We start from the raw sequence: 17,901 nt of genomic DNA, 5'->3' as shown, positions 1-17,901 counted from the left end.
ATCGGTTCCCCGGCAAGTCTCTGATCCGCGGGGCGAAATCGTCGCAGGCGGGTGCGGAACGCTGGGGACGCGGCCGGCGTTTGCCGAGTCCGAACGAAACCCGACGCCGACGAAGCCGATGCAATACGAACTCGCCATGCACGCCGAGCGCTATGGGCTCGAAATGGTCGATCCCGAGACCTTCGAGATCGAGCGCCACAAATGCGGACGCGGCTTCAAGATCTGCCTGCGGTCGGGCGAGACGATCCACGACAGGCAGTTGAAGCGGCGGGTGAAGGCCCTGGTCATCCCGCCGGCCTGGACGGGTGTGAAGATCTGCGTCTACGAGAACGGCCACATCCAGGCCGTCGGCCGCGACGAGAAGGGGCGGTTGCAGTATCGCTATCACGATGCCTGGGTGAACGTGCGCAATGCGGTCAAGACCGAGCGGCTCATGCGGTTCGGCAAGGCGCTGCCGACCCTGCGCGGCCAGATCGAGCGGGACCTGCGACGCCGCAAGGCCGACCGGCGGATGACGGCGGCGGTGGCGACCCGCCTCGTCGACGTCGCCGCGATGCGCCCCGGCCACGAGAAATACGCCGCCGACGGCGGCCGCGGCGTCGCTTCCCTCAGGCGGCAGAACCTCAGGATCGTCGGCAAGGTCGCGGTGCTGCAGTTCGTCGGCAAGTCGAACAAGGAACACCGGATCGAGATCGCCGAGCGCCCGCTCGTTGCCTCGCTGAAGAAGATGCGCCAGGGGCGCGGGCAGCGGCTGTTCCGCTTCCCCGGCAAGACCAGGAAGCAGCGGGAACTGACCGCAAACCTTCTCAACGAGTATCTCGCGGAGGCCTCCGGGGCGCACATTTCGGCCAAGGACTTCCGCACCTTCCACGGCTCGGCCGAGGCGCTGCGCTATCTCATCGAAGATGCCGGCGACGCCGACACGCCGAACAAGAAGAAGCGCGCCGTCGCAGCGGCGATGCGGTCGGTGTCGCAGCGGCTGCGCAACACGCCGGCCGTCGCCCGCTCGTCCTACGTCCATCCGGCGATCGTCGAGGCCTTCGAGGCCGGCGCCCTCGGCGAGGATCTGTTGCGCGGCCGGTGCCGGGAGCGGCTGACCGCGCCCGAGACCGGGCTGATGCGTTTCCTCGAACAGGTCGCGCGGTAGTTCCTCAGGCGCAGTCCTCAGGCGATCGCGGCCGGCTTTTCGCCGCCGAAGGCCCAGTCGAGAAGCTCGACCGTGTGGATGACGGGGATCTTCGTCGCGCCGCCGATCTGGGTCATGCAGCCGATGTTGCCCGTGGCGATGGCCTGCGGCGCGACGCTCTCGATGTTCTTGACCTTGCGGTCGCGTAGCCGCGCCGCGATTTCCGGCTGCATGATGTTGTAGGTGCCGGCTGAGCCGCAGCACAGATGGCCTTCCGGCACGTCGCGGACGCTGAAGCCGGCCTTCGCTAGCAAGGCCTTCGGCTGGCGGACGATCCGCTGGCCGTGCTGCATCGAGCAGGCGGAGTGATAGGCGACGGTCAGCCCGCCGGTGTCCTGCGGCGCCGGCAGTTCCAGTTCGGCAAGGAGTTCGGTCACGTCCTTCGCCAGCGCCGACACGGCGGCCGCCTTCTCGGCATAGGCGGGATCGAGCCGCAGCATGTGGTGATAGTCCTTGATCGTCGTGCCACAGCCTGACGCGGTGATGACGATGGCGTCGAGCCCGCCCTTTTCGATCTCGCGCGCCCAGACGTCGATATTGGCGCGGGCGAAGTCGAGCGCCGGCTCCTCCTGGCCCATGTGGTGGACGAGCGCACCGCAGCAGCCCTCGCCCGCCGGAACCACCACCTCGACGCCGAGCCGGGTGAGCAGCCGCACCGTCGCCTCGTTGATCTTCGGATCGAGCACCGACTGGGCGCAGCCGCCAAGCAGCGCGACGCGCTTCTTCCGCGCCCCCGCGGCGGGATGGACGGCCGGCGCGTTGACCGGCGACTTCGCCGGCAGCGTCACGGGCGCAAGCCGCAGCATCGCCCCGAACGGCTTCAGCGGCTTGACCGCATCGAACAGCGGCGCGAAGGGGCGGCCGAGCCTTGCCAGCGTCAGGCTGGCCCGGAACCGCGCCGGATAGGGCAGCGTCGCCGCGAGAATCCGCCGGATCGTCCGGTCGACGAAGGGGCGCCGATAGGTTCGCTCGATATGGGCGCGGGCGTGATCGACGAGATGCATGTAGTTCACGCCCGACGGGCAGGTGGTCATGCAGGCGAGGCAGGAGAGGCAGCGGTCGATATGGGTGACGACCTTCTCGTCCGCCGGCCGGTCGTTTTCCAGCATCTCCTTGATCAGGTAGATTCTTCCGCGCGGGCTGTCGAGCTCGTTGCCCAGCGTGACGTAGGTCGGGCAGGTCGCGGTGCAGAAGCCGCAATGCACGCATTTGCGGATGATCTTTTCCGAATGCGCGACGTCGGGCTGGTCGAGCTGGTCTGCGGTGAAGGCGGTTTGCATTTTACTTCTTCTGCCGACTTCTGGCTCTGAATCGGCTGATTGCGCCGTCATGTTGAATGAAAAGAGGACTGTCGGGTCGAACCTTCGCCACCGCGGTCACGATGCTTTCGGCGATGGCGCGCAACATAACGACGTCCTGACCGGGAAGCACGATGATGCTGATCCCTCTTTCGCGTGTATCCTGTTGGAAGATGAGGTTTTTGTCACAGGTGATGAGGCAGTCGTAGCCGCCATCGATCAGACGGCGGAGGAGTTCGCCATTGCGAAGCCCCTTCCAATCGTTGGGAAACCTCGAGACGTTCAACGCCTTTTCCTGGAGCAGTCGAGCAACCGCTTTCGGGACTCCCTCATCAAGCAGCGCTTTCAAAGTTCTGCCACCGATGGAACGACTTCAGATGTTCGCCTGCGAAGATCAAAGCAGCTTGCGCTTGTTCACGCGTGACCGTCGGGAAATTGTCGAGAAAATCTTCGAAACTGAGCCCGCTGGCAATGTTCTCGAAAAGCGCGTCGATGGGCACGCGCGTACCGGCAAAGACAACCTCGCCAGACATGATCTCCGGATCCGAACTGATCACCTGGTCGATCCTCATACCGAAACCTCCTCACGCATGTCCATCTCGTCCGAACGATCACTCTAGCCCATCCGACCCGGATTGAGCACGCCCTTCGGATCGAACTGCGCCTTCAACCGTTTCGAGAGGCCCGCCAGCGCCGGCTCCTGCGGCTGGAATACCGCCGTCGCCGCCCGAACGCTTTCGCTTGCCCTGACCAGGGTGGCGTGGCCGCCCCCGAACCGCCGCAGGGTCTCGCGAACGAGACCGTCCTCCGGCTCGCCGGCCTCCATCCGCAGCCAGACGAGACCGCCCTGCCAGTCGTAGAAGGCGTCGATCGCCGCCTGCATCCTGAGGCTCATGACGACCGCATGACCCTTCGTCGGCGTGACGGAGAGCCGCCAGACCGGCTTCTGCGTCCCGTCGACGAATGGCCGGACGTCACGAACGTCCCGCCACACGCGGCGGGAGGCTTCCGGTTCGAGCCGCTCCAGCGCCGCCACCCGTTCGAGCGCCTTGCCGAGATGTGCCGCCCGCGCCTCGACCGACGGGCCGAAACCCTCGATGCGGATCAGCGTCGCCGAGGCCTCGCCGAGCGCTGCATCGGCGACCCGCGCGGCGACATAGGCCGGCAGATGCGCTGCGCCCGAGACCTCGGCGGGCGAGCCCATCGCGGCGGCCATCGCACCCGCCGCCTCCTCGTCCGACAGGCCGCGCAGCACCAGCGTCGCCTCGGTCTCGGATTTCGGCAGCACCTTGACGGTGATCTCGCTCATCACCGCGAGCGTGCCGTAGGAGCCGGTGAGGCCCTTCGACAGGTCGTAGCCGGTGACGTTCTTCACCACCCGCCCGCCGGACTTGAAAATCTCGGCCCGCCCCGACACGGCGCGGACGCCGAGGATGTGATCGCGCGCCGCACCCTGCTTCAGCCGCCGCGGGCCGGAGAGGTTGCAGGCGACGACCCCGCCGAGCGTCCCCTGCCAAGGTTCCAGCCCGTGCAGCGGACCGTAATCCATCGGCTCGAATTCCAGCCGCTGGTCGTGCGCATCGAGGAGCGCCTCGATCTCGGCGATCGGCGTGCCGGCCTTTGCCGACAGAACCAGTTCTTCCGGCTCGTAGAGGGTCACGCCGCTCATGCCGGCGAGCGACAGCGTGCGCGCCGCCTGCACCGGCCGGCCGAGGCCGCGCTTCGACCCGGTGCCCTCGATCGCCAGCGGTTCCTCGGCTAAGACGGCCACGGCCACGATGTCGCGGAGGTCCGCTTCACTCCCCGGCGTCATCACGCGTTCCTGCGGCGACGCGTCAAATGATCGGCCCGAATCGTTCATGCGCGGTGCCGCCGCACGAGGTCGGTCCGGGCGTAGATATCAACCACCCTGCAGGTGAACCCGAATTCCGGAAGCTCGACGAGATCTTCAGGGGATCGCAGCACGCGGCCCTGCCAGCCGTTCGATCGCGACCAGATCTCGACGGCAAAATCGGCCTGTGAAATGATCAGGACGTGCAGGCAGTCGGCATGATCGGCATAGCGCAGGCGCTTGGTGCTGATGAATTCCCGAGTGTTCGAGTCCGACAGCACCTCGGCGACGAGGTAGAAGCGCTCGGCGAAATAGGGGTTGTCGCCATGGTCATCGTCTATGACGGCGACGTCCGCCTGCGGCCGGAAACTGGGCTTGTCCTCGACCGCCAGACCGATCTCGCGAATCGCGAACAACTTCGATGCCTGAGTTTCCAAGGCATCGTTGAGCAGCCGCTCGAGGTTCTGGCCGATGATATGATGCTTCAGGCTCGGTGGATGCATCATCAGGACCGGCTCCCCGTCGATCAGTTCCCAGCGTTCGTCCTCGCCCCGAGCTTCCAAGAACTTCAGGAATCGCGCCTCGTCCATCGGCGGCTCGTCTTTGAGCGAGGGAAGTCGTTCGATCGCGCTCATCGCACACTCCTCGTCCTCAGAACCGTGGCAGGTCGGGGAACGCCACCTGCCCCTTGTGGACATGCATGCGCCCGAGTTCGGCGCAGCGGTGAAGCACTGGGAACACCTTGCCCGGATTGAGCAGATGCTTGTCGTCGAAGGCGCATTTGACCCGCTGCTGGTGCTTGATGTCGTCGTCGCCGAACATTTCCGGCATCAGGTCGCGCTTTTCGACGCCGACGCCATGTTCGCCGGTGAGGACACCCCCGACCTCGACGCAGAGCCGCAGGATGTCGTTGCCGAATTCCTCCGCCCGGTGGAGTTCGCCCTCGCGGTTGGCGTCGTAGAGGATCAACGGATGGAGATTGCCGTCGCCGGCGTGGAAGACGTTGGCGACCCTGAGGCCGTATTTTTCCGACATCGCCCGCATCCCGGCCAGCACCTTCGGCAGTTCCTTGCGCGGGATCGTGCCGTCCATGCAGTAATAGTCCGGCGAGATGCGCCCGACCGCCGGAAAGGCGGCCTTGCGTCCCGCCCAGAAGGCCGCGCGCTCGTCCTCCGACTGCGACACCTTGCAGACGACCGCGCCGTTCTCGATGCCGATCCGCTCGACTTCGGCAAGGAGATGGTCGACCTCCGCCGCCGGTCCGTCCAGTTCGACGATCAGCAGCGCCTCGACGTTTGTCGGATAGCCGGCATGGACGAAGTCCTCGGCGGCAAGGATCGCCGGCCTGTCCATCATCTCCATGCCGCCGGGGATGATCCCCTTGGCGATGATCGCGGCAACGCAGGCGCCGGCCTCTTCAGAGGTCGGAAAGCCGATCAGCACCGCCCGCGCCGTCTCCGGCTTCTGCAGGATCCGCACGGTGACCTCGGTGACGACGCCGAGAAGGCCCTCCGAACCGGTCATCAGGCCGAGAAGATCGTAGCCCTCGGCGTCGAGGTGCCTGCCGCCGAGCCTGACGATCTCGCCCTCGATGGTGACGAATTCGACGCCCAGCACGTTGTTCGCCGTCAGCCCGTATTTCAGGCAGTGCACGCCGCCGGAGTTCTCCGCGACGTTGCCCCCGATCGAACAGGCGATCTGCGAGGACGGGTCGGGCGCGTAGTAGAAGCCGCGATGCTCCACGGCCCGCGTGATGCCGAGATTGGTGACGCCCGGCTGCACCACGGCGCAGCGATTGTCGAAATCGATCGAGAGCACGCGGTTGAATTTCGACAGGACGAGAAGCACGCCGTCCTGAAGCGGCAGAGCACCGCCCGAAAGCGACGTGCCGGAGCCGCGCGGCACGACCGGGATCTCCTCGCGGTGGCAATATCTGAGCACTTCCGCCACCTGTTCGACCGTCTCCGGCAGGACGACGACCAGCGGCAGCTGCCGATAGGCGGTGAGCCCGTCGGACTCGAACACAGCCATCTCGTTGGCGGCGGAAACGACGCCCTCGCCCGGCACGATGTCGCAGAGCGCGTCGACGATCGCGGCGCGGCGCTTCAGGATCGCCTCGGACGGCTTCGGCATCGATACGGACATCGGCAATCTCCCAAGGATGCCATCAGCTTAAGCGCGTCCGGCGAAGACGTCCACCGGCGCGCCCGATTGGGCGCACGGCAGGGTCAGGCTCGTCCCGACATCAATGTTCCCCCTCCTCCGACGGCCGTGCGTGGTGCCGGCGGATGCGCTCCACCACCCACCATACCGCCAGAAGCGCGAACGGCACGAAGATCGCCGTCAGAAGCGTCGAGGAGATCGGGAGACCCTCATGTTCGAGACCCTTCGCGACATAGCCGAAGAGACCGACGACATAATAGCCGATCGCGGCGACCGACAGGCCCTCGACCGTCTGCTGCAGCCGCAGCTGCATCTGCGCCCGCCGGTTCATCGAGGAGAGGAGGTCGCGATTTTGATGTTCGAGCTCGACGTCGATGCGCGTCCTGAGGAGGTTGGCGGCCCGCGCCAGCTTTTCCGAAAGATTCGCCTGCCGCTCCTCAATCGCCCGGCAGGTTCGCATGGCCGGCGCCATGCGGCGTTTCAGGAAGGCGCTCCAGCTCTCCTGACCGGCGATCGGCTGTTCGCCGACGGCGGCGAGCCGCTCGCGCACGATCTCGTCATAGGCTCTGCTGGCACCGAAGCGATAGAGAACCGAAGCCGCCGACGCCTCGACTGCGGCGGCCGCCAGCGTGATCTCCTGCAAGAGTTCGCGCGAATGGCCGGGGCCGGCCTTCATCTCCTCGGTGATCTGCATCAGCCGCGCCTCCAGCGCCTGCACCTCCGGACCGACGGTCTGGGCGAGAGGCAGGCCGAGCAAGGCGAGCGTGCGATAGATCTCGATCTCGACGAGCCGCATGGCAAGCGCCCCGGCCCGCGCCGGCGGCAGGCCGTCGTCGAGGACGAGGATGCGGGTCAGCCCGTCGCCATCCTGGCGGAAGTCGGTGGCGGCATGGGCGAGCCCGGCCTCCATCACCGAATAGCAGAAGCTCGTCCGGTCGAAGATTTCCAGCGCGGCAAGGCCGGCATCGTCGTGAGGGCGCAGTTCCAGATGGACGCCCGCCATCAGCGGGCCCGGCGCCTCGAAGTCGGCACCGAACGGATGGCCGGCGACGGGATCGCCGAAGCGCTCCGGCACCGGCCCTTCCCAGCTGTAGGTGCAGAATTCGGTATGCCGCTCCCAGCGCAGCTTGCCCTTGCCGAAGCTAAAGGCATGGGTGCGCGCGTCCCGCGCCGGCGGCGGCACGCCGCGGCGGATCGACATCTGGGCGAGAATCTGATGATCGCGCGCGCCGTGATCCTCGTTCATGAAGGCGAGGACGACGAGGGCCCGCGGCAGCCTGATCAGCGGAAACGGCCGCGCATGCAGTTCGCCGAGGACGAGCGCCCGCCGCGGATCCTGCTCGAAGCGCTCGAGCGACTGATGGCCGAAAGTGATCGCCGACATGCCGTACCCTCTGTGCCCGGGCCCTTGCTAGCCGATGGCGGCGGACGAGAAAACGCCGATTTGCGATCGTTTCCAAACTGGTTGAGGATCGCTACATCACGTGATGCGCCGCGATGCGGGCCCGAACGGTTGGGCCGGGCGAAAATCCAACGGAGAATGAGTGCCTTGACCATCAACGGCCCGGCGGACATCGAGGCGAGCGTCCGCCGCAGACCCACGGTCGCGCTTTTCGTGACCTGCCTCGTCGACCTGTTCCGGCCGACGGTCGGATTTGCCGCGATCAAGCTGCTCGAGGACGCCGGATGCGCGGTGGTCGTGCCGGCCAACCAGACCTGCTGCGGCCAGCCGGCCTACAATTCCGGGGATCGCGAGGACACCAGGGCGATCGCGAGAAGCGTCATCGAGACCTTCGAGGGATACGACTATATCGTCGCGCCGTCGGGCTCCTGCGGCTCGACCCTGAAGAAGCATTACCCGGAACTCTTCGCCGACGAGCCGGAATGGTACGAGCGGGCGACACGCTTTTCCGCCAAGGTGTTCGAACTCGTCAGCTTCCTCGCCGACGTCATGGGCGTGGAGAGCGTCGAGGCGCAGCTCTCGGCAACCGTCACCTATCACGATTCCTGTTCGGGTCTGCGCGAACTCGGAATCCGTGAGCAGCCGCGCAGGCTGTTGCGGTCCGTCGCCGGCCTGACCCTCGCGGAGCTTCCCGAAGCCGACGTCTGCTGCGGCTTCGGCGGCACCTTCTGCGTCAAGTATCCGGACGTTTCGAACGCCATCGTCGGCAAGAAGGCGAAGAACGTGGCGACGACCGGCGCCGACATGCTGCTCGCCGGCGACCTCGGCTGCCTGATGAACATGGACGGCAAGCTGAAAAGGGAGAACGTCGCGGTCGAGGTGCGGCACGTCGCCGAGGTCCTGGCAGGCATGACCGACAAGCCGCCGATCGGCGGCAAGCTGTGACCGGGAGCGATCGGGACGGAACACGCATCGCCGTCATCACGGCCGACATCACGACGCTCGACGTCGACGCCGTCGTCAACGCAGCCAATCAGGGCCTCAAAGGTGGCGGCGGCGTGGACGGCGCGATCCATCGTGCGGCCGGAAGAGCGAAACTGCGGGAGGCCTGCGCCGCGATCGGCGGCTGCCCGACGGGCGACGCCAGGATCACCGACGGCTTCGACCTTCCCGCGCGCCACATCATCCATGCGGTCGGCCCGCGCTGGAAGGACGGGACGAAGGGCGAGGACGACCTGCTCGCCGGCGCCTACCGCGCGTCCTTCGCCCTCGCGGCCCGGCACGCATTGCGGAGCATCGCCTTTCCGGCGATATCGACCGGCGTCTACGGGTTCCCGAAGGATCGCGCGGCGAGGATTGCCGCGACCGAGTGCCTCATCGCGGCAGAAAGCGGTGCATTCGATGCGATCCTCCTTTGCTGCTTCTCGGAGGCGGATGCGCTAGTCTACGGCAAAGCCCTCGAACGGGAGGCGGAACGATGAGCCTCGCCAAGGACAAGCCCTATTACACGCACCCCTCGGACTACGAGGACGACGTCTACGCCTGGGCGTTCGAACAGGCGCAGCTCCTGCGCCTCGGCCGGTTTTCAGAGGTCGATCTGCCGAACGTGATCGAAGAGCTGGAGAGCGTCGGTCGGGAAGTGAAAAGCCTCATCGCGAGAGCCTATCGCGACCTCATCGCGAAACTTCTCGAATGGGAGGCGCAAACCTCGTCGCGGACGCGGGAGAACGCCAAGGCGATATTGGACGCGCGCATCACGATCGAAGAAGAGGAGCGCGAGGCGAAGTCGCTGCGCGATGGAGCGGAACGCATCGTCGAAAGCGTCTATCCGCAGGCAGTCCGCCTCGCGGCGGGTGCGACGGGACTTAAGCGCGAGAACTTTCCAGCCGTCTGTCCTTTCGATCTCGCGTTCCTCCGCGACTTGGACGCCATGCCCTCCGACATGCCGTTGACCGATTGACTTATGGGCAAGCGCCATCGCAGGGCCCTCCATTCGAGTTACCGGATCCTGATGCTGCATCCGTTGAAATGGCATTTTCAACCGGAACGGCGGTCACGTTCCTGGGCCGAAAGCATCAGGCGAGAGCGCACGAACATCACGGATCAACAAGACCTCAGATCGGACATTAAGGCCATCGACGCTGGGGAGATCGCGATGATCTACCGCCGGGCGGTTCGCCTTGCGGCACAGGAGACCGCCCTTCCGCTCTCGACCTTCCCTCAGACCTGCCCCAATACGGATGCGCAGCTGCGCGATCATCACTACCTGCCCGAATAAGGCCCGTCATGCAGATCACCTCACAGACCTTCAAGGCCAACACGGTCAAGGCGCTCGCCGACGTCGATCTCCAGCGCGCGCTGAAACACGTCGAGAAGGGCTTCATCGGCAAACGCCAGAAAGCCGCCGACGCGCTGCCGGAATTCGAGGCGCTGCGCGACAGCGCCATGGCGATCAAGCAGCACACGCTGAAGCACCTCGACCTCTATATCGAGGCCTATGTCGCGAAGGTGGAAGCGTCCGGCGGCAAGGTCCACTTCGCCGAGGATGCCGACCACGCCAGGCGGATCTTCCTCGACATCGCGAGACGGCGGAAGGCGAAGACCGTCACCAAGGGCAAGACGATGATCTCCGAGGAGATCGGCCTCAACGCCTTCCTCGAAGAGAACGGCATCACCCCGGTCGAAACCGATCTCGGCGAATACATCATCCAGCTCAGGGGCGAGCATCCGAGCCACATCATCGCGCCCGCCGTCCACATCAACCGCGACCAGGTCGAGGCGGACTTCCGCAGGTTCCACGTCGATCTCGATCCCAAGCGCGACCTCCTGAAGCCCGAGACGCTGCTGTCGGAAGCGCGGCAGATCCTGCGCCAAAAATACGGCGAGGCCGACATCGGCGTCACCGGCGCGAACTTCCTCATCGCCGAGACCGGCACCTCGGTGATCGTCACCAACGAAGGCAACGGCGACCTCACCCAGCTGCTCGGAAAGTGCCACGTGGTGCTCGCCTCGATCGAGAAGATCGTGCCGACGCTGGAGGACACGGCGCAGATCCTGCGCGTCCTCGCCCGCTCCGCGACGGGACAGGAGATGAGCGTCTACACGACGCTCTCGACCGGGCCGAAACGCCCCGACGACCAGGACGGGCCGGAAGAATATCACGTCGTCCTCCTCGACAACGGCCGGTCCAACATGCTCGGCACGGAGTTCGAGGACATGCTGCGCTGCATCCGCTGCGGCGCCTGCATGAACCACTGCCCGGTCTATCACGCCGTCGGCGGCCACTCCTACGGCTGGGTCTATCCGGGGCCGATGGGCGCCGTCCTCACCCCCTCGCTGATCGGCGTCGACAAGGCCGGGCATCTGCCCAACGCCTCGACCTTCTGCGGGCGCTGCGAGGCGGTCTGCCCGATGCGCATCCCGCTGCCGAAGATGATGCGGCACTGGCGCGAAAAGGAGTTCGAGAGCCATCTGCAGCCGGCGACCGCCCGGGCCGGCCTCGGCCTGTGGGCCTATTTCGCCAGGCGGCCGAAGCTCTACCGGGCGGCGGTCTCCTTCGCCATGCCGGCCCTGAAGCTCCTCGCCGGGCCGAAGCGGCGCTTCCGCAAGCTGCCGCTCGCCGGCGGCTGGACCAAGTGGCGCGATCTGCCGGCGCCCGAGGGCCGCACCTTCATGCAGGCCTACGCCCAGAGCGGCCACGGCCACATGCGAAGCGGCGGCAGGGAGACGGCACGATGAGCGGTTCGACCAGAGACGCCGTGATGGGCCGCATTCGCCGTGCCGTCGGCGCGAACCCGGCCAACGATGCCGAGCGCCGCGCCGTCGTCGCGGCCCGCCTCGGCGCGGCGCCGGCCGGCATCGTTCCGAAGCGCGGGCAGCTGCCGCCGGGCGAGCGGCTCGACCTCTTCGTCGCGATGGCCGAAAAGGCCGACGCGACGGTGACCCGGCTGACGTGCTACGATGCGGTGCCCGACGAGGTCGCCGGCTATCTGCGCGAGCGCAACCTCCCGGCGGCCATCCGCATGGGACGCGACCCGCGCCTTGCCGGGCTCGACTTTTCCGCCACCGCGCTGACGGTGACCACCGGCCCGAGCGACGGCGACGACCTGTCGAGCCTTTCCCACGCCGCGGCGGGCATCGCCGAGACCGGCACGCTGTTCCTCACCTCGGGACCGGACAATCCGACCAGTCTGAACTTCCTGCCCGAATACCACCTCGTGGTGCTCGACGCCGCCGACGTCGTCGGCGACATGGAGGCGGCGCTGGCGCAGCTTCGGGAACGGCATGGCAAGGGCGTCATGCCGCGGAGCGTCAACTTCGTCACCGGGCCGTCGCGCTCCGCCGACATCGAACAGACGCTGCTTCTCGGCGCGCACGGCCCGCGCAGCCTGCATATCCTAGTGGTGGGGGATCTGGTCTAGTGGTGTGACCGAGACATTTGGTCCTCGTTTGTGTCAGACGCCAAAGCAAATGTCTCGGTCGTGACACCACTATCTAAAATATTGATTCTAGTGGATTTTGCGACTTTGACATTCCATAGGGCAATCGAAACCGAGAGGGTGTTCGAATGTCAAATTCAATCCACTAGCCGAGCAGCGGGCCGGGAACGAAGGTGATGCCGTCGTAGATTTCGGCAAGCGGCAGAGAAATGCCGAGGGCCGGTATCGCGACGTCGTTTTCGAGGCCGACGACGCGGCGCCCTTCGCTCCAACCGTCATCGTCAGTCCGCTCGAAGACATAAACCTCCGGACGGTTCGGCTCGACATAGAAGATCGTGCGGATCGACGGCACCGCCTTGTATTCGGTGAGTTTGATCGCCCGATCGAGGTCACGCGTCGACGGCGAGAAGACTTCGACAACGAGGACGGGCTTCTTTGCGACCAGATCGGTGGGAGCGCGATGGCCACAATCGACGCCAGCGTCCGGCCGGCGGATCCGATCGTCGATGGTCTTGACGCAGAGATCTGCGGTAAAGGGCCTGCAAGGGTTTCCCCTCAAGCGCTGGCGCAGTTCGGCTAGGACGTTGAGGACGATCTCGTCGTGGCGGGCCGTCGCCCCGGTCATCATCTTCACCGGCTCGCCGCCGACGAATTCGTAGCGTCCCGGCCGGCCTTCCTGCCAGACCAGAAACTCTTCCACCGTCCAATGCGTCTGCCGAGCCCCGCTCAAGGCGTCCCTCCGGGAATTGGCGACCGGGCCACCATAGCATCTCCGGCTCGCCGGAGAAGCAGGGGGGCGCCGTGCTCGCGGCCACTCGTCGACGCAAGCTCGGTCCCGGGCGGCATCTGTGAGGCTCTGGACAAGTCGGTGCGTCGTGAGGCTCTCTCGGTCTTCTCACGGAAGGAGCCCCGGATGCCCGTCGAACCGACCACCTTCGCCGCCTTCGCGCTCGCCTCCCTCGTCCTTCTCGCCATACCGGGCCCGACGGTGGTGATGGTCGTCGGCCAGGCGCTGGCCCACGGCCGCAAGGTCGCGCTGGCGAGCATTCTCGGCGTCGGCCTCGGAGATCTCGTCGCGGCGAGCCTCTCGCTCGCCGGCGTCGGCGCCCTGCTTTCGGCCTCCGCCGAGGCCTTCGCCGTGCTCAAATGGGCGGGCGCCGCCTATCTCGTCTATATGGGCGTCAGGCTCTGGCGTCATCCGCCGAGGCCGGCCGAGGCGGCGGACCTTGCGGCGGCAGCCGGCGGTGCCGGCAGCCGTCCGGCGCGCATCTTCCGCGACGCCTTCCTGGTCACCGTCTTCAATCCCAAGGGTCTCGTCTTCTTCGCCGCCTTCGTCCCGCAGTTCGTCGAGGCCGGGCACGCCTACCTGCCGCAGGCGGCGGTCTTCGTCGCGACCTTCGTGATCCTCGGCCTCGTCAATGCCGCAGCCTATGCCCGGCTCGCCGCCTCCGCCCACGGGCTGCTCCGCCGGCCCCGGGCACTTACCGCCGCCGGCCGCTTCGGCGCCGCCTGCCTCGTCGGCGCCGGCATCGCCTCGGCCTTCGCCCGCGCCCCGGCGTGAGGAAGCGCCAAGGCCGCGGCGGGCTCGCCGTCAGGGTTCAGGCGAAGCGGTCCGCCCTGGCGACGGCCGATCGGAGCCCGACGGCCGAAAACAGCGCCGAGGCGATGGCGTTCCAGCCGGCAAAGGAGAGGCCGAGGAAGCGGCCGGCAGCCGCGTCGCAGGAGGGCGGCCGCACGGCGTCGATGTCGGCGAGGAGATCGCCGGAGGAGAGCCCACCGCCGCCGACCTGGCTGCAGCCGGTGGGCCCGGCCCAGAAGTGCCATTCGACGCCGGCGTGATAGACGCCGAGGCCGAGCGAGACGAGCATGATCAGGCCAACGAGGAGGAGGAGGCCGCGGGTCAGCGGCGCCGGCGCCCGGCCGGCCGCCGCGACGAAGGCGACGGCGGCGAGCGGTACGCCGACATAATAGGGGATGCGCTCTTCCAGGCAGAGCGCGCACGGAATGTAGCCCCCGACATACTGGAAGAGCAGCGCCGCCCCGACGGCGATCGCCATGCCGGTCGCGAGAAAGCCCGAGGCGAGCACCTGGCGGAAGCCGGTCGGCCGGCGGGCGAGATCGAGGACGGACATTCGCTTGCCTCAGAACAGGTAGCGGATCGCGACGAAGCCGCCGATCAGCAGGATCATGAACAGGGTGAAGAGCAGGCCGAGATTGGTCTCGATGAAGCCCTTGATCGGCGCGCCGTAGCGATGCAGCAGCCAGGCGACGAGGAAGAAGCGCGCCCCGCGCCCGACGATCGAGACGAGGGTGAAGACCGCGAGGTTCAGCCCGGTGACGCCGGAAAAGATCGTCAGCACCTTGTAGGGAAACGGGGTCAAGGCGGCGAAGAGCACCGCCCAGCCGCCCCATTCGTTGTAGCGCAGGGCGAGGTCGCCGAAGGCGTCGGCCTTGCCGTAGAAGGCGAGGATCGGCTGGCCGACGACGTCGAAGAACAGCGCGCCGATGGCATAGCCGAGAAAGGCGCCGAGCACCGAGCCGACGGTCGAGACCAGGGCGATGCGAAACCACTTCCGCCGGTCGGAGATGACCATCGGGATGATCAGCGCGTCCGGCGGGATCGGGAAGACCGAGCTCTCGACGAAGGCGACGATTGCGAGCGCACGCTCGGCGTGGCGCGTCGCGGCGAGCGACAGGACCCGGTCATAGAGGCGGCGCAGCATGGAGGGCGTCGATCCGGACTTGAGCGAACGGGATGCCGGATCGGCCCCTCGCGATTGAAGCATCGGGCGTCGACGAGGGCGCGTTGGGAACGGCAGCCCTTTCGGGTCGAGATCCCCGACCGCCGACCGCGTCGTCGCGCGCGGCACGGCGCGAAACGAACCACAGACACGTCGCCGCCCGATGCTCTAGGCAAAAGCGCCTGCCGAGGCAATCCCGTCACCCGGCCTGCTGCCGGCATCCGCGGCCCTGGCGGCAGGCGCGCGGGATGCCCTCCCCCGGAGCGAACGCATGGCGGGCGACGCGCGGGGAAGCCTTGAATATCTTCCGGCATCGTCTGGACGGCGGGGCGGTGATCGTGGCATGGAAGCGGCCGCGCGCGGTCGAAGCGCCGGCACCGACTGGGGCCGCCCCGACCGGAAGGCGCGAGCGGGTGTGGCGGAACCGGTAGACGCGACGGACTCAAAATCCGTTTCTGGTGACAGAGTGTCGGTTCGAGTCCGACCACCCGCACCATGTCCCGAAACCAGCGTGCATCGCCCGACCGTCATGGACCGGCCGGTCGCGGACATGTCACCGGCGCTTGGCGAAGGCCGTTGCCGCCGCGGCCGCATAGCCGCCCATCGCGCCGTCGACGAAGTGGACGTGGTCGGAGCGGCTGGCCGCCGGAACGAAACATGTCAGGAGGGCGGCGTCCTGGCGGTGCAGTCCGGCATGGGCGATGCCCTCCCGCTCCGCCGCCGCAAGCCGCGCCTCCAGCCGGTCCGCGACCTCGGGCGTGCAGTCGAGGGTCATCCTGAGGCCGTCGTCGAACTTGCGGAAATCGGTGTTCCGGACGAGTTCCGAGCGGTAGCGCACCGGTTCGAAATCGCCGACCTTCAGCCGCGAGACGAAGGTCAGATGGGCGAGGAAGGAGCGCAGCGCCACCGACAGGAAGGAGCGCCAGAGCGGCCGGCCGGTGCGGGCCGCCGCCGCCCGCGCCTCGATCGCCAGCCCCCGGGTCGGCCAGTGCTGCGGCGGCCCCTCTGAGGGAACCGGGCGCCCAGCGTCGGGCACTTCCGCGGCGGCGAGGCCGAGTATCTCGGCGGCGAGAGCGGCGAAGCGCTCCGGATCGGCCCCCGCCGCCGGCAGGGCGATCAGCGAGAGGATGACGCCGTGGCGCGCCGCGATCGGCGAGAAGCGGCAGGAAAGCCCCGCAAGGTCCGGCCGCGCAGTCTCCGGATCCGCCGCTTCGAGCGTGAACTCGCCGGCCTTCATGCGGGTTTCCGCGAAGGCGAGGCCGCCGCCCGAAAACATCGCATAGGCGACGTCCCTGGAGGCGGCGAAGCGGGCGACCGCCACGTCGTGACCGCGCCTGCGGATCTCCGCGACCGTGACGGCGGCGATGCGCAGGCGAAAGCCGAAGGCCTCGCGCGCCCACCCGGCGACCGCCGCGAGAGCCTCGCGGCCGAGCGCGGCGGCGGCGGGAGGCAGGGCGAAACTCGCCCCGTCGCCGGCGAAGACGAAGGGAAAGTCGTGGCCGGGCAGCCGGTTCGCGACCGCGGCGATCACTGCGGCGGCAACGGTGTTGACCGCCTTGTAGCGGCCCTCGGCGATCGCGTCGGTGGATCGCTCGATGTCGGCGAGGCCGATCGTCCAGTCTGCGGGCAGCGGATGATAGACGGCAGGATCGGCAAGCCGGGCGAACTGCGTCTCGACCGGCAGGGCCTCGTAGAAGCCGAGACCGCCCGCGCCCGGCGGACCGGCAGCGGCCGGGGCCCCGGCGCCTTCGCCGCGCCCGGCCGCATGACGTTCGCCCGCCGCCGCCATCTCCTCCATGGCCTCACTCCCACGCTCGCACCGCCGGAGCCCGTTCCGGTCCTGCCCTGCCCTGCCCTGCCCTGCCTGCCTGCCTGCCTGCCTGCAACAGATACGCGTCCTCGCGCCGGCGCCGCCCTGACGTTCGCGTGATCGCGGCAAGCCGGGGCGGCGGCGGCCCGTCCGCTCAGCGGCCGGATTCGGCGAGCTTCTCTTTGCGGGTCTTCGGCTTCAGACGTCGCAGCAGCCCGTCGAGCCCGGCAAGCGGCCTCACGATGGAATAGAGGCGGTCGACCGAGCGGTTGGTGCCCTCCTGGCGGGCGGCGAGCACCTCGGCCGCGACCAGCGCCACCTCGGCCGGCGGCACCTCGGGAAAGCGGGCGGCGATCCGGTCGAGCGGCGTCGCCTCGCGGCCGCCCCGCATCTCGATCCGCCCGGAGCGGGCCATCAGCCTGAGGACGATCTGCTCGAAGGTCCAGTCGTGGTCGTGGAAGAGCTTCCAGCGCTCGGAGCGCTCGGCGGAGAAGCCGGCGAGCACGATGCGCAGGCCCCCGCACCGTTCGGACAGCCAGAGCGCCAGGGCAAAGCCCGTCGTCGGCGCATAGTCCGGCGGGTAGAAATCGGCAAAATCCGCGGCAAGGTCGAGATGGCCGACCGAGCGCTCGCCGAAGTCGCGCGCCTCGCTGAAGCGCTCGGCGGCGAGCGCCTTCAGGTTGAGGATGCCGGAGAAGCCGGGGCCTTCGAAATAGCCGCACACCGTCTCGACTTCGCGGCGGTGGACGATGTTCGCGCCGGCGATCGAGGAGCGCGCGACGAGCAGCGACGGCCCGTCGAAGGGCGCCTTCAGCACCTTGTAGACCTTGTTGAAGAAGACGAAGAGGACTCCGTCGCCGAAGCTTTCGCGCAGCGCCTCGACATTCGCCGCCTCGCTGTTGGCGACGAGGACGACCGTGCGATGGCGCGAGAAGAAGCCGGCCCAGCCGTCCGGATCGCTCGGCAGGCGGTTCATGGGCTGGCCGGCGTCACGGACGTGGCCGCCGTGGCCGCCGTGGCCGCGCCCCGCG

20 protein-coding genes and 1 tRNA gene are annotated in these 17,901 nt (G+C 67.7%); 9 read left to right on the top strand and 12 right to left on the bottom strand.

All coding sequences use genetic code 11. The annotated features are described in order from the left end of the window. Nucleotides 1-118 precede the first annotated feature (118 nt). Nucleotides 119-1,147 (top strand): DNA topoisomerase IB, encoded by a 1,029-nt coding sequence (locus J1C47_RS11025; protein ID WP_207350815.1) that lies wholly within the window; start codon nt 119-121, stop codon nt 1,145-1,147. Between the two features lie 17 nt (nt 1,148-1,164). On the opposite strand, the gene glcF is transcribed toward J1C47_RS11025, so the two are convergent. The 7 genes from glcF to J1C47_RS10990 all read right to left on the bottom strand — a co-directional run bounded on the left by glcF (nt 1,165) and on the right by J1C47_RS10990 (nt 7,862). Beyond that, nucleotides 1,165-2,466: a glycolate oxidase subunit GlcF gene (glcF, locus tag J1C47_RS11020; RefSeq protein ID WP_207350814.1), complete on the bottom strand. Its 1,302-nt coding sequence runs from the start codon at nt 2,464-2,466 to the stop codon at nt 1,165-1,167. A 1-nt stretch (nt 2,467) separates the two neighbouring features. Beyond that, on the bottom strand, nt 2,468-2,833 hold the full coding sequence (locus tag J1C47_RS11015; protein ID WP_207350813.1) for a hypothetical protein: 366 nt from the start codon (nt 2,831-2,833) through the stop codon (nt 2,468-2,470). After that, nucleotides 2,817-3,056 (bottom strand): DUF433 domain-containing protein, encoded by a 240-nt coding sequence (locus J1C47_RS11010; RefSeq protein WP_207350812.1) that lies wholly within the window; start codon nt 3,054-3,056, stop codon nt 2,817-2,819. Before J1C47_RS11010 ends, J1C47_RS11015 begins: the two co-directional genes overlap by 17 nt. Nucleotides 3,057-3,100: 44 nt before the next feature. Beyond that, nucleotides 3,101-4,297, bottom strand: a complete 1,197-nt coding sequence (glcE, locus tag J1C47_RS11005) for a glycolate oxidase subunit GlcE (protein WP_207350811.1) — start codon at nt 4,295-4,297, stop codon at nt 3,101-3,103. 44 nt (nt 4,298-4,341) lie between these two features. Further along, nucleotides 4,342-4,950 (bottom strand): Uma2 family endonuclease, encoded by a 609-nt coding sequence (locus J1C47_RS11000; protein ID WP_207350810.1) that lies wholly within the window; start codon nt 4,948-4,950, stop codon nt 4,342-4,344. 16 nt (nt 4,951-4,966) lie between these two features. Continuing rightward, complete coding sequence (locus J1C47_RS10995) at nt 4,967-6,460, bottom strand: FAD-linked oxidase C-terminal domain-containing protein (RefSeq protein ID WP_207350809.1); 1,494 nt, start codon at nt 6,458-6,460, stop codon at nt 4,967-4,969. A gap of 100 nt (nt 6,461-6,560) precedes the next feature. Next, on the bottom strand, nt 6,561-7,862 hold the full coding sequence (locus J1C47_RS10990) for a DUF3422 family protein (RefSeq protein ID WP_207350808.1): 1,302 nt from the start codon (nt 7,860-7,862) through the stop codon (nt 6,561-6,563). A gap of 156 nt (nt 7,863-8,018) precedes the next feature. On the opposite strand from J1C47_RS10990, the gene J1C47_RS10985 reads away from it, so the two are divergent. Genes J1C47_RS10985 through J1C47_RS10960 form a run of 6 tightly spaced genes read left to right on the top strand, consistent with a single transcriptional unit; the run spans nt 8,019 to nt 12,301 of the window. After that, nucleotides 8,019-8,825 carry a (Fe-S)-binding protein gene (locus tag J1C47_RS10985; RefSeq protein WP_207350807.1) on the top strand — a complete coding sequence of 269 codons (807 nt, stop codon included), beginning with the start codon at nt 8,019-8,021 and terminating at the stop codon, nt 8,823-8,825. After that, on the top strand, nt 8,822-9,361 hold the full coding sequence (locus J1C47_RS10980) for an O-acetyl-ADP-ribose deacetylase (RefSeq protein ID WP_207350806.1): 540 nt from the start codon (nt 8,822-8,824) through the stop codon (nt 9,359-9,361). Before J1C47_RS10985 ends, J1C47_RS10980 begins: the two co-directional genes overlap by 4 nt. Then, nucleotides 9,358-9,840 carry a DUF29 domain-containing protein gene (locus tag J1C47_RS10975; RefSeq protein ID WP_207350805.1) on the top strand — a complete coding sequence of 161 codons (483 nt, stop codon included), beginning with the start codon at nt 9,358-9,360 and terminating at the stop codon, nt 9,838-9,840. Before J1C47_RS10980 ends, J1C47_RS10975 begins: the two co-directional genes overlap by 4 nt. A 3-nt stretch (nt 9,841-9,843) precedes the next feature. After that, nucleotides 9,844-10,158 carry a DUF29 domain-containing protein gene (locus tag J1C47_RS10970; RefSeq protein WP_207350804.1) on the top strand — a complete coding sequence of 105 codons (315 nt, stop codon included), beginning with the start codon at nt 9,844-9,846 and terminating at the stop codon, nt 10,156-10,158. A gap of 8 nt (nt 10,159-10,166) precedes the next feature. Continuing rightward, nucleotides 10,167-11,618: a LutB/LldF family L-lactate oxidation iron-sulfur protein gene (locus J1C47_RS10965; RefSeq protein ID WP_207350803.1), complete on the top strand. Its 1,452-nt coding sequence runs from the start codon at nt 10,167-10,169 to the stop codon at nt 11,616-11,618. Further along, nucleotides 11,615-12,301: a LutC/YkgG family protein gene (locus tag J1C47_RS10960; RefSeq protein ID WP_207350802.1), complete on the top strand. Its 687-nt coding sequence runs from the start codon at nt 11,615-11,617 to the stop codon at nt 12,299-12,301. Before J1C47_RS10965 ends, J1C47_RS10960 begins: the two co-directional genes overlap by 4 nt. 163 nt (nt 12,302-12,464) lie before the next feature. On the opposite strand, the gene J1C47_RS10955 is transcribed toward J1C47_RS10960, so the two are convergent. Further along, nucleotides 12,465-13,049 carry a Uma2 family endonuclease gene (locus J1C47_RS10955; protein ID WP_207350801.1) on the bottom strand — a complete coding sequence of 195 codons (585 nt, stop codon included), beginning with the start codon at nt 13,047-13,049 and terminating at the stop codon, nt 12,465-12,467. Nucleotides 13,050-13,232: 183 nt separating this feature from the next. Here J1C47_RS10955 and J1C47_RS10950 point away from each other — a divergent pair, with 183 nt between their 5' ends. Next, a complete protein-coding gene (locus J1C47_RS10950) occupies nt 13,233-13,880 on the top strand; it encodes a LysE family translocator (RefSeq protein ID WP_207350800.1) in 648 nt (215 codons plus the stop codon). Between the two features lie 37 nt (nt 13,881-13,917). Here the strand turns inward: J1C47_RS10950 and J1C47_RS10945 are convergent, their stop codons facing one another. Both J1C47_RS10945 and J1C47_RS10940 read right to left on the bottom strand, forming a co-directional pair. Then, the gene (locus tag J1C47_RS10945) at nt 13,918-14,451 is read right to left on the bottom strand and encodes a disulfide bond formation protein B (RefSeq protein WP_207350799.1); all 534 of its coding nucleotides are present in this window, start codon (nt 14,449-14,451) and stop codon (nt 13,918-13,920) included. A gap of 9 nt (nt 14,452-14,460) precedes the next feature. Next, nucleotides 14,461-15,042 (bottom strand): YqaA family protein, encoded by a 582-nt coding sequence (locus J1C47_RS10940; RefSeq protein ID WP_207350798.1) that lies wholly within the window; start codon nt 15,040-15,042, stop codon nt 14,461-14,463. A gap of 427 nt (nt 15,043-15,469) precedes the next feature. Here J1C47_RS10940 and J1C47_RS10935 point away from each other — a divergent pair. Next, a tRNA-Leu gene (locus tag J1C47_RS10935) sits at nt 15,470-15,556 on the top strand. 57 nt (nt 15,557-15,613) lie between these two features. Here the strand turns inward: J1C47_RS10935 and J1C47_RS10930 are convergent. Then, nucleotides 15,614-16,858: a DUF3095 family protein gene (locus J1C47_RS10930; RefSeq protein ID WP_245396490.1), complete on the bottom strand. Its 1,245-nt coding sequence runs from the start codon at nt 16,856-16,858 to the stop codon at nt 15,614-15,616. A gap of 166 nt (nt 16,859-17,024) precedes the next feature. Continuing rightward, nucleotides 17,025-17,846, bottom strand: a complete 822-nt coding sequence (locus J1C47_RS10925) for a 3-deoxy-manno-octulosonate cytidylyltransferase (RefSeq protein ID WP_207350797.1) — start codon at nt 17,844-17,846, stop codon at nt 17,025-17,027. Between the last annotated feature and the right edge of the window lie 55 nt (nt 17,847-17,901).

Source organism: Jiella sonneratiae (assembly GCF_017353515.1).
Taxonomy (GTDB): Bacteria; Pseudomonadota; Alphaproteobacteria; order Rhizobiales; family Rhizobiaceae; genus Jiella; species Jiella sonneratiae.
Note: the sequence above shows the minus strand (reverse complement) of the source record. Positions and strands in the feature narration are given on the sequence as shown.

Coding starts and splice junctions, on each gene's coding strand:
- J1C47_RS11025 (WP_207350815.1), top strand. CDS start 119: ATGCAATACGAACTCGCCATGCACGCCGAGCGCTATGGGCTCGAAATG.
- glcF (WP_207350814.1), bottom strand. CDS start 2,466: ATGCAAACCGCCTTCACCGCAGACCAGCTCGACCAGCCCGACGTCGCG.
- J1C47_RS11010 (WP_207350812.1), bottom strand. CDS start 3,056: ATGAGGATCGACCAGGTGATCAGTTCGGATCCGGAGATCATGTCTGGC.
- glcE (WP_207350811.1), bottom strand. CDS start 4,297: ATGACGCCGGGGAGTGAAGCGGACCTCCGCGACATCGTGGCCGTGGCC.
- J1C47_RS11000 (WP_207350810.1), bottom strand. CDS start 4,950: ATGAGCGCGATCGAACGACTTCCCTCGCTCAAAGACGAGCCGCCGATG.
- J1C47_RS10995 (WP_207350809.1), bottom strand. CDS start 6,460: ATGTCCGTATCGATGCCGAAGCCGTCCGAGGCGATCCTGAAGCGCCGC.
- J1C47_RS10990 (WP_207350808.1), bottom strand. CDS start 7,862: ATGTCGGCGATCACTTTCGGCCATCAGTCGCTCGAGCGCTTCGAGCAG.
- J1C47_RS10985 (WP_207350807.1), top strand. CDS start 8,019: ATGAGTGCCTTGACCATCAACGGCCCGGCGGACATCGAGGCGAGCGTC.
- J1C47_RS10975 (WP_207350805.1), top strand. CDS start 9,358: ATGAGCCTCGCCAAGGACAAGCCCTATTACACGCACCCCTCGGACTAC.
- J1C47_RS10970 (WP_207350804.1), top strand. CDS start 9,844: ATGGGCAAGCGCCATCGCAGGGCCCTCCATTCGAGTTACCGGATCCTG.
- J1C47_RS10965 (WP_207350803.1), top strand. CDS start 10,167: ATGCAGATCACCTCACAGACCTTCAAGGCCAACACGGTCAAGGCGCTC.
- J1C47_RS10960 (WP_207350802.1), top strand. CDS start 11,615: ATGAGCGGTTCGACCAGAGACGCCGTGATGGGCCGCATTCGCCGTGCC.
- J1C47_RS10950 (WP_207350800.1), top strand. CDS start 13,233: ATGCCCGTCGAACCGACCACCTTCGCCGCCTTCGCGCTCGCCTCCCTC.
- J1C47_RS10945 (WP_207350799.1), bottom strand. CDS start 14,451: ATGTCCGTCCTCGATCTCGCCCGCCGGCCGACCGGCTTCCGCCAGGTG.
- J1C47_RS10940 (WP_207350798.1), bottom strand. CDS start 15,042: ATGCTGCGCCGCCTCTATGACCGGGTCCTGTCGCTCGCCGCGACGCGC.
- J1C47_RS10930 (WP_245396490.1), bottom strand. CDS start 16,858: ATGGAGGAGATGGCGGCGGCGGGCGAACGTCATGCGGCCGGGCGCGGC.
- J1C47_RS10925 (WP_207350797.1), bottom strand. CDS start 17,846: ATGAACCGCCTGCCGAGCGATCCGGACGGCTGGGCCGGCTTCTTCTCG.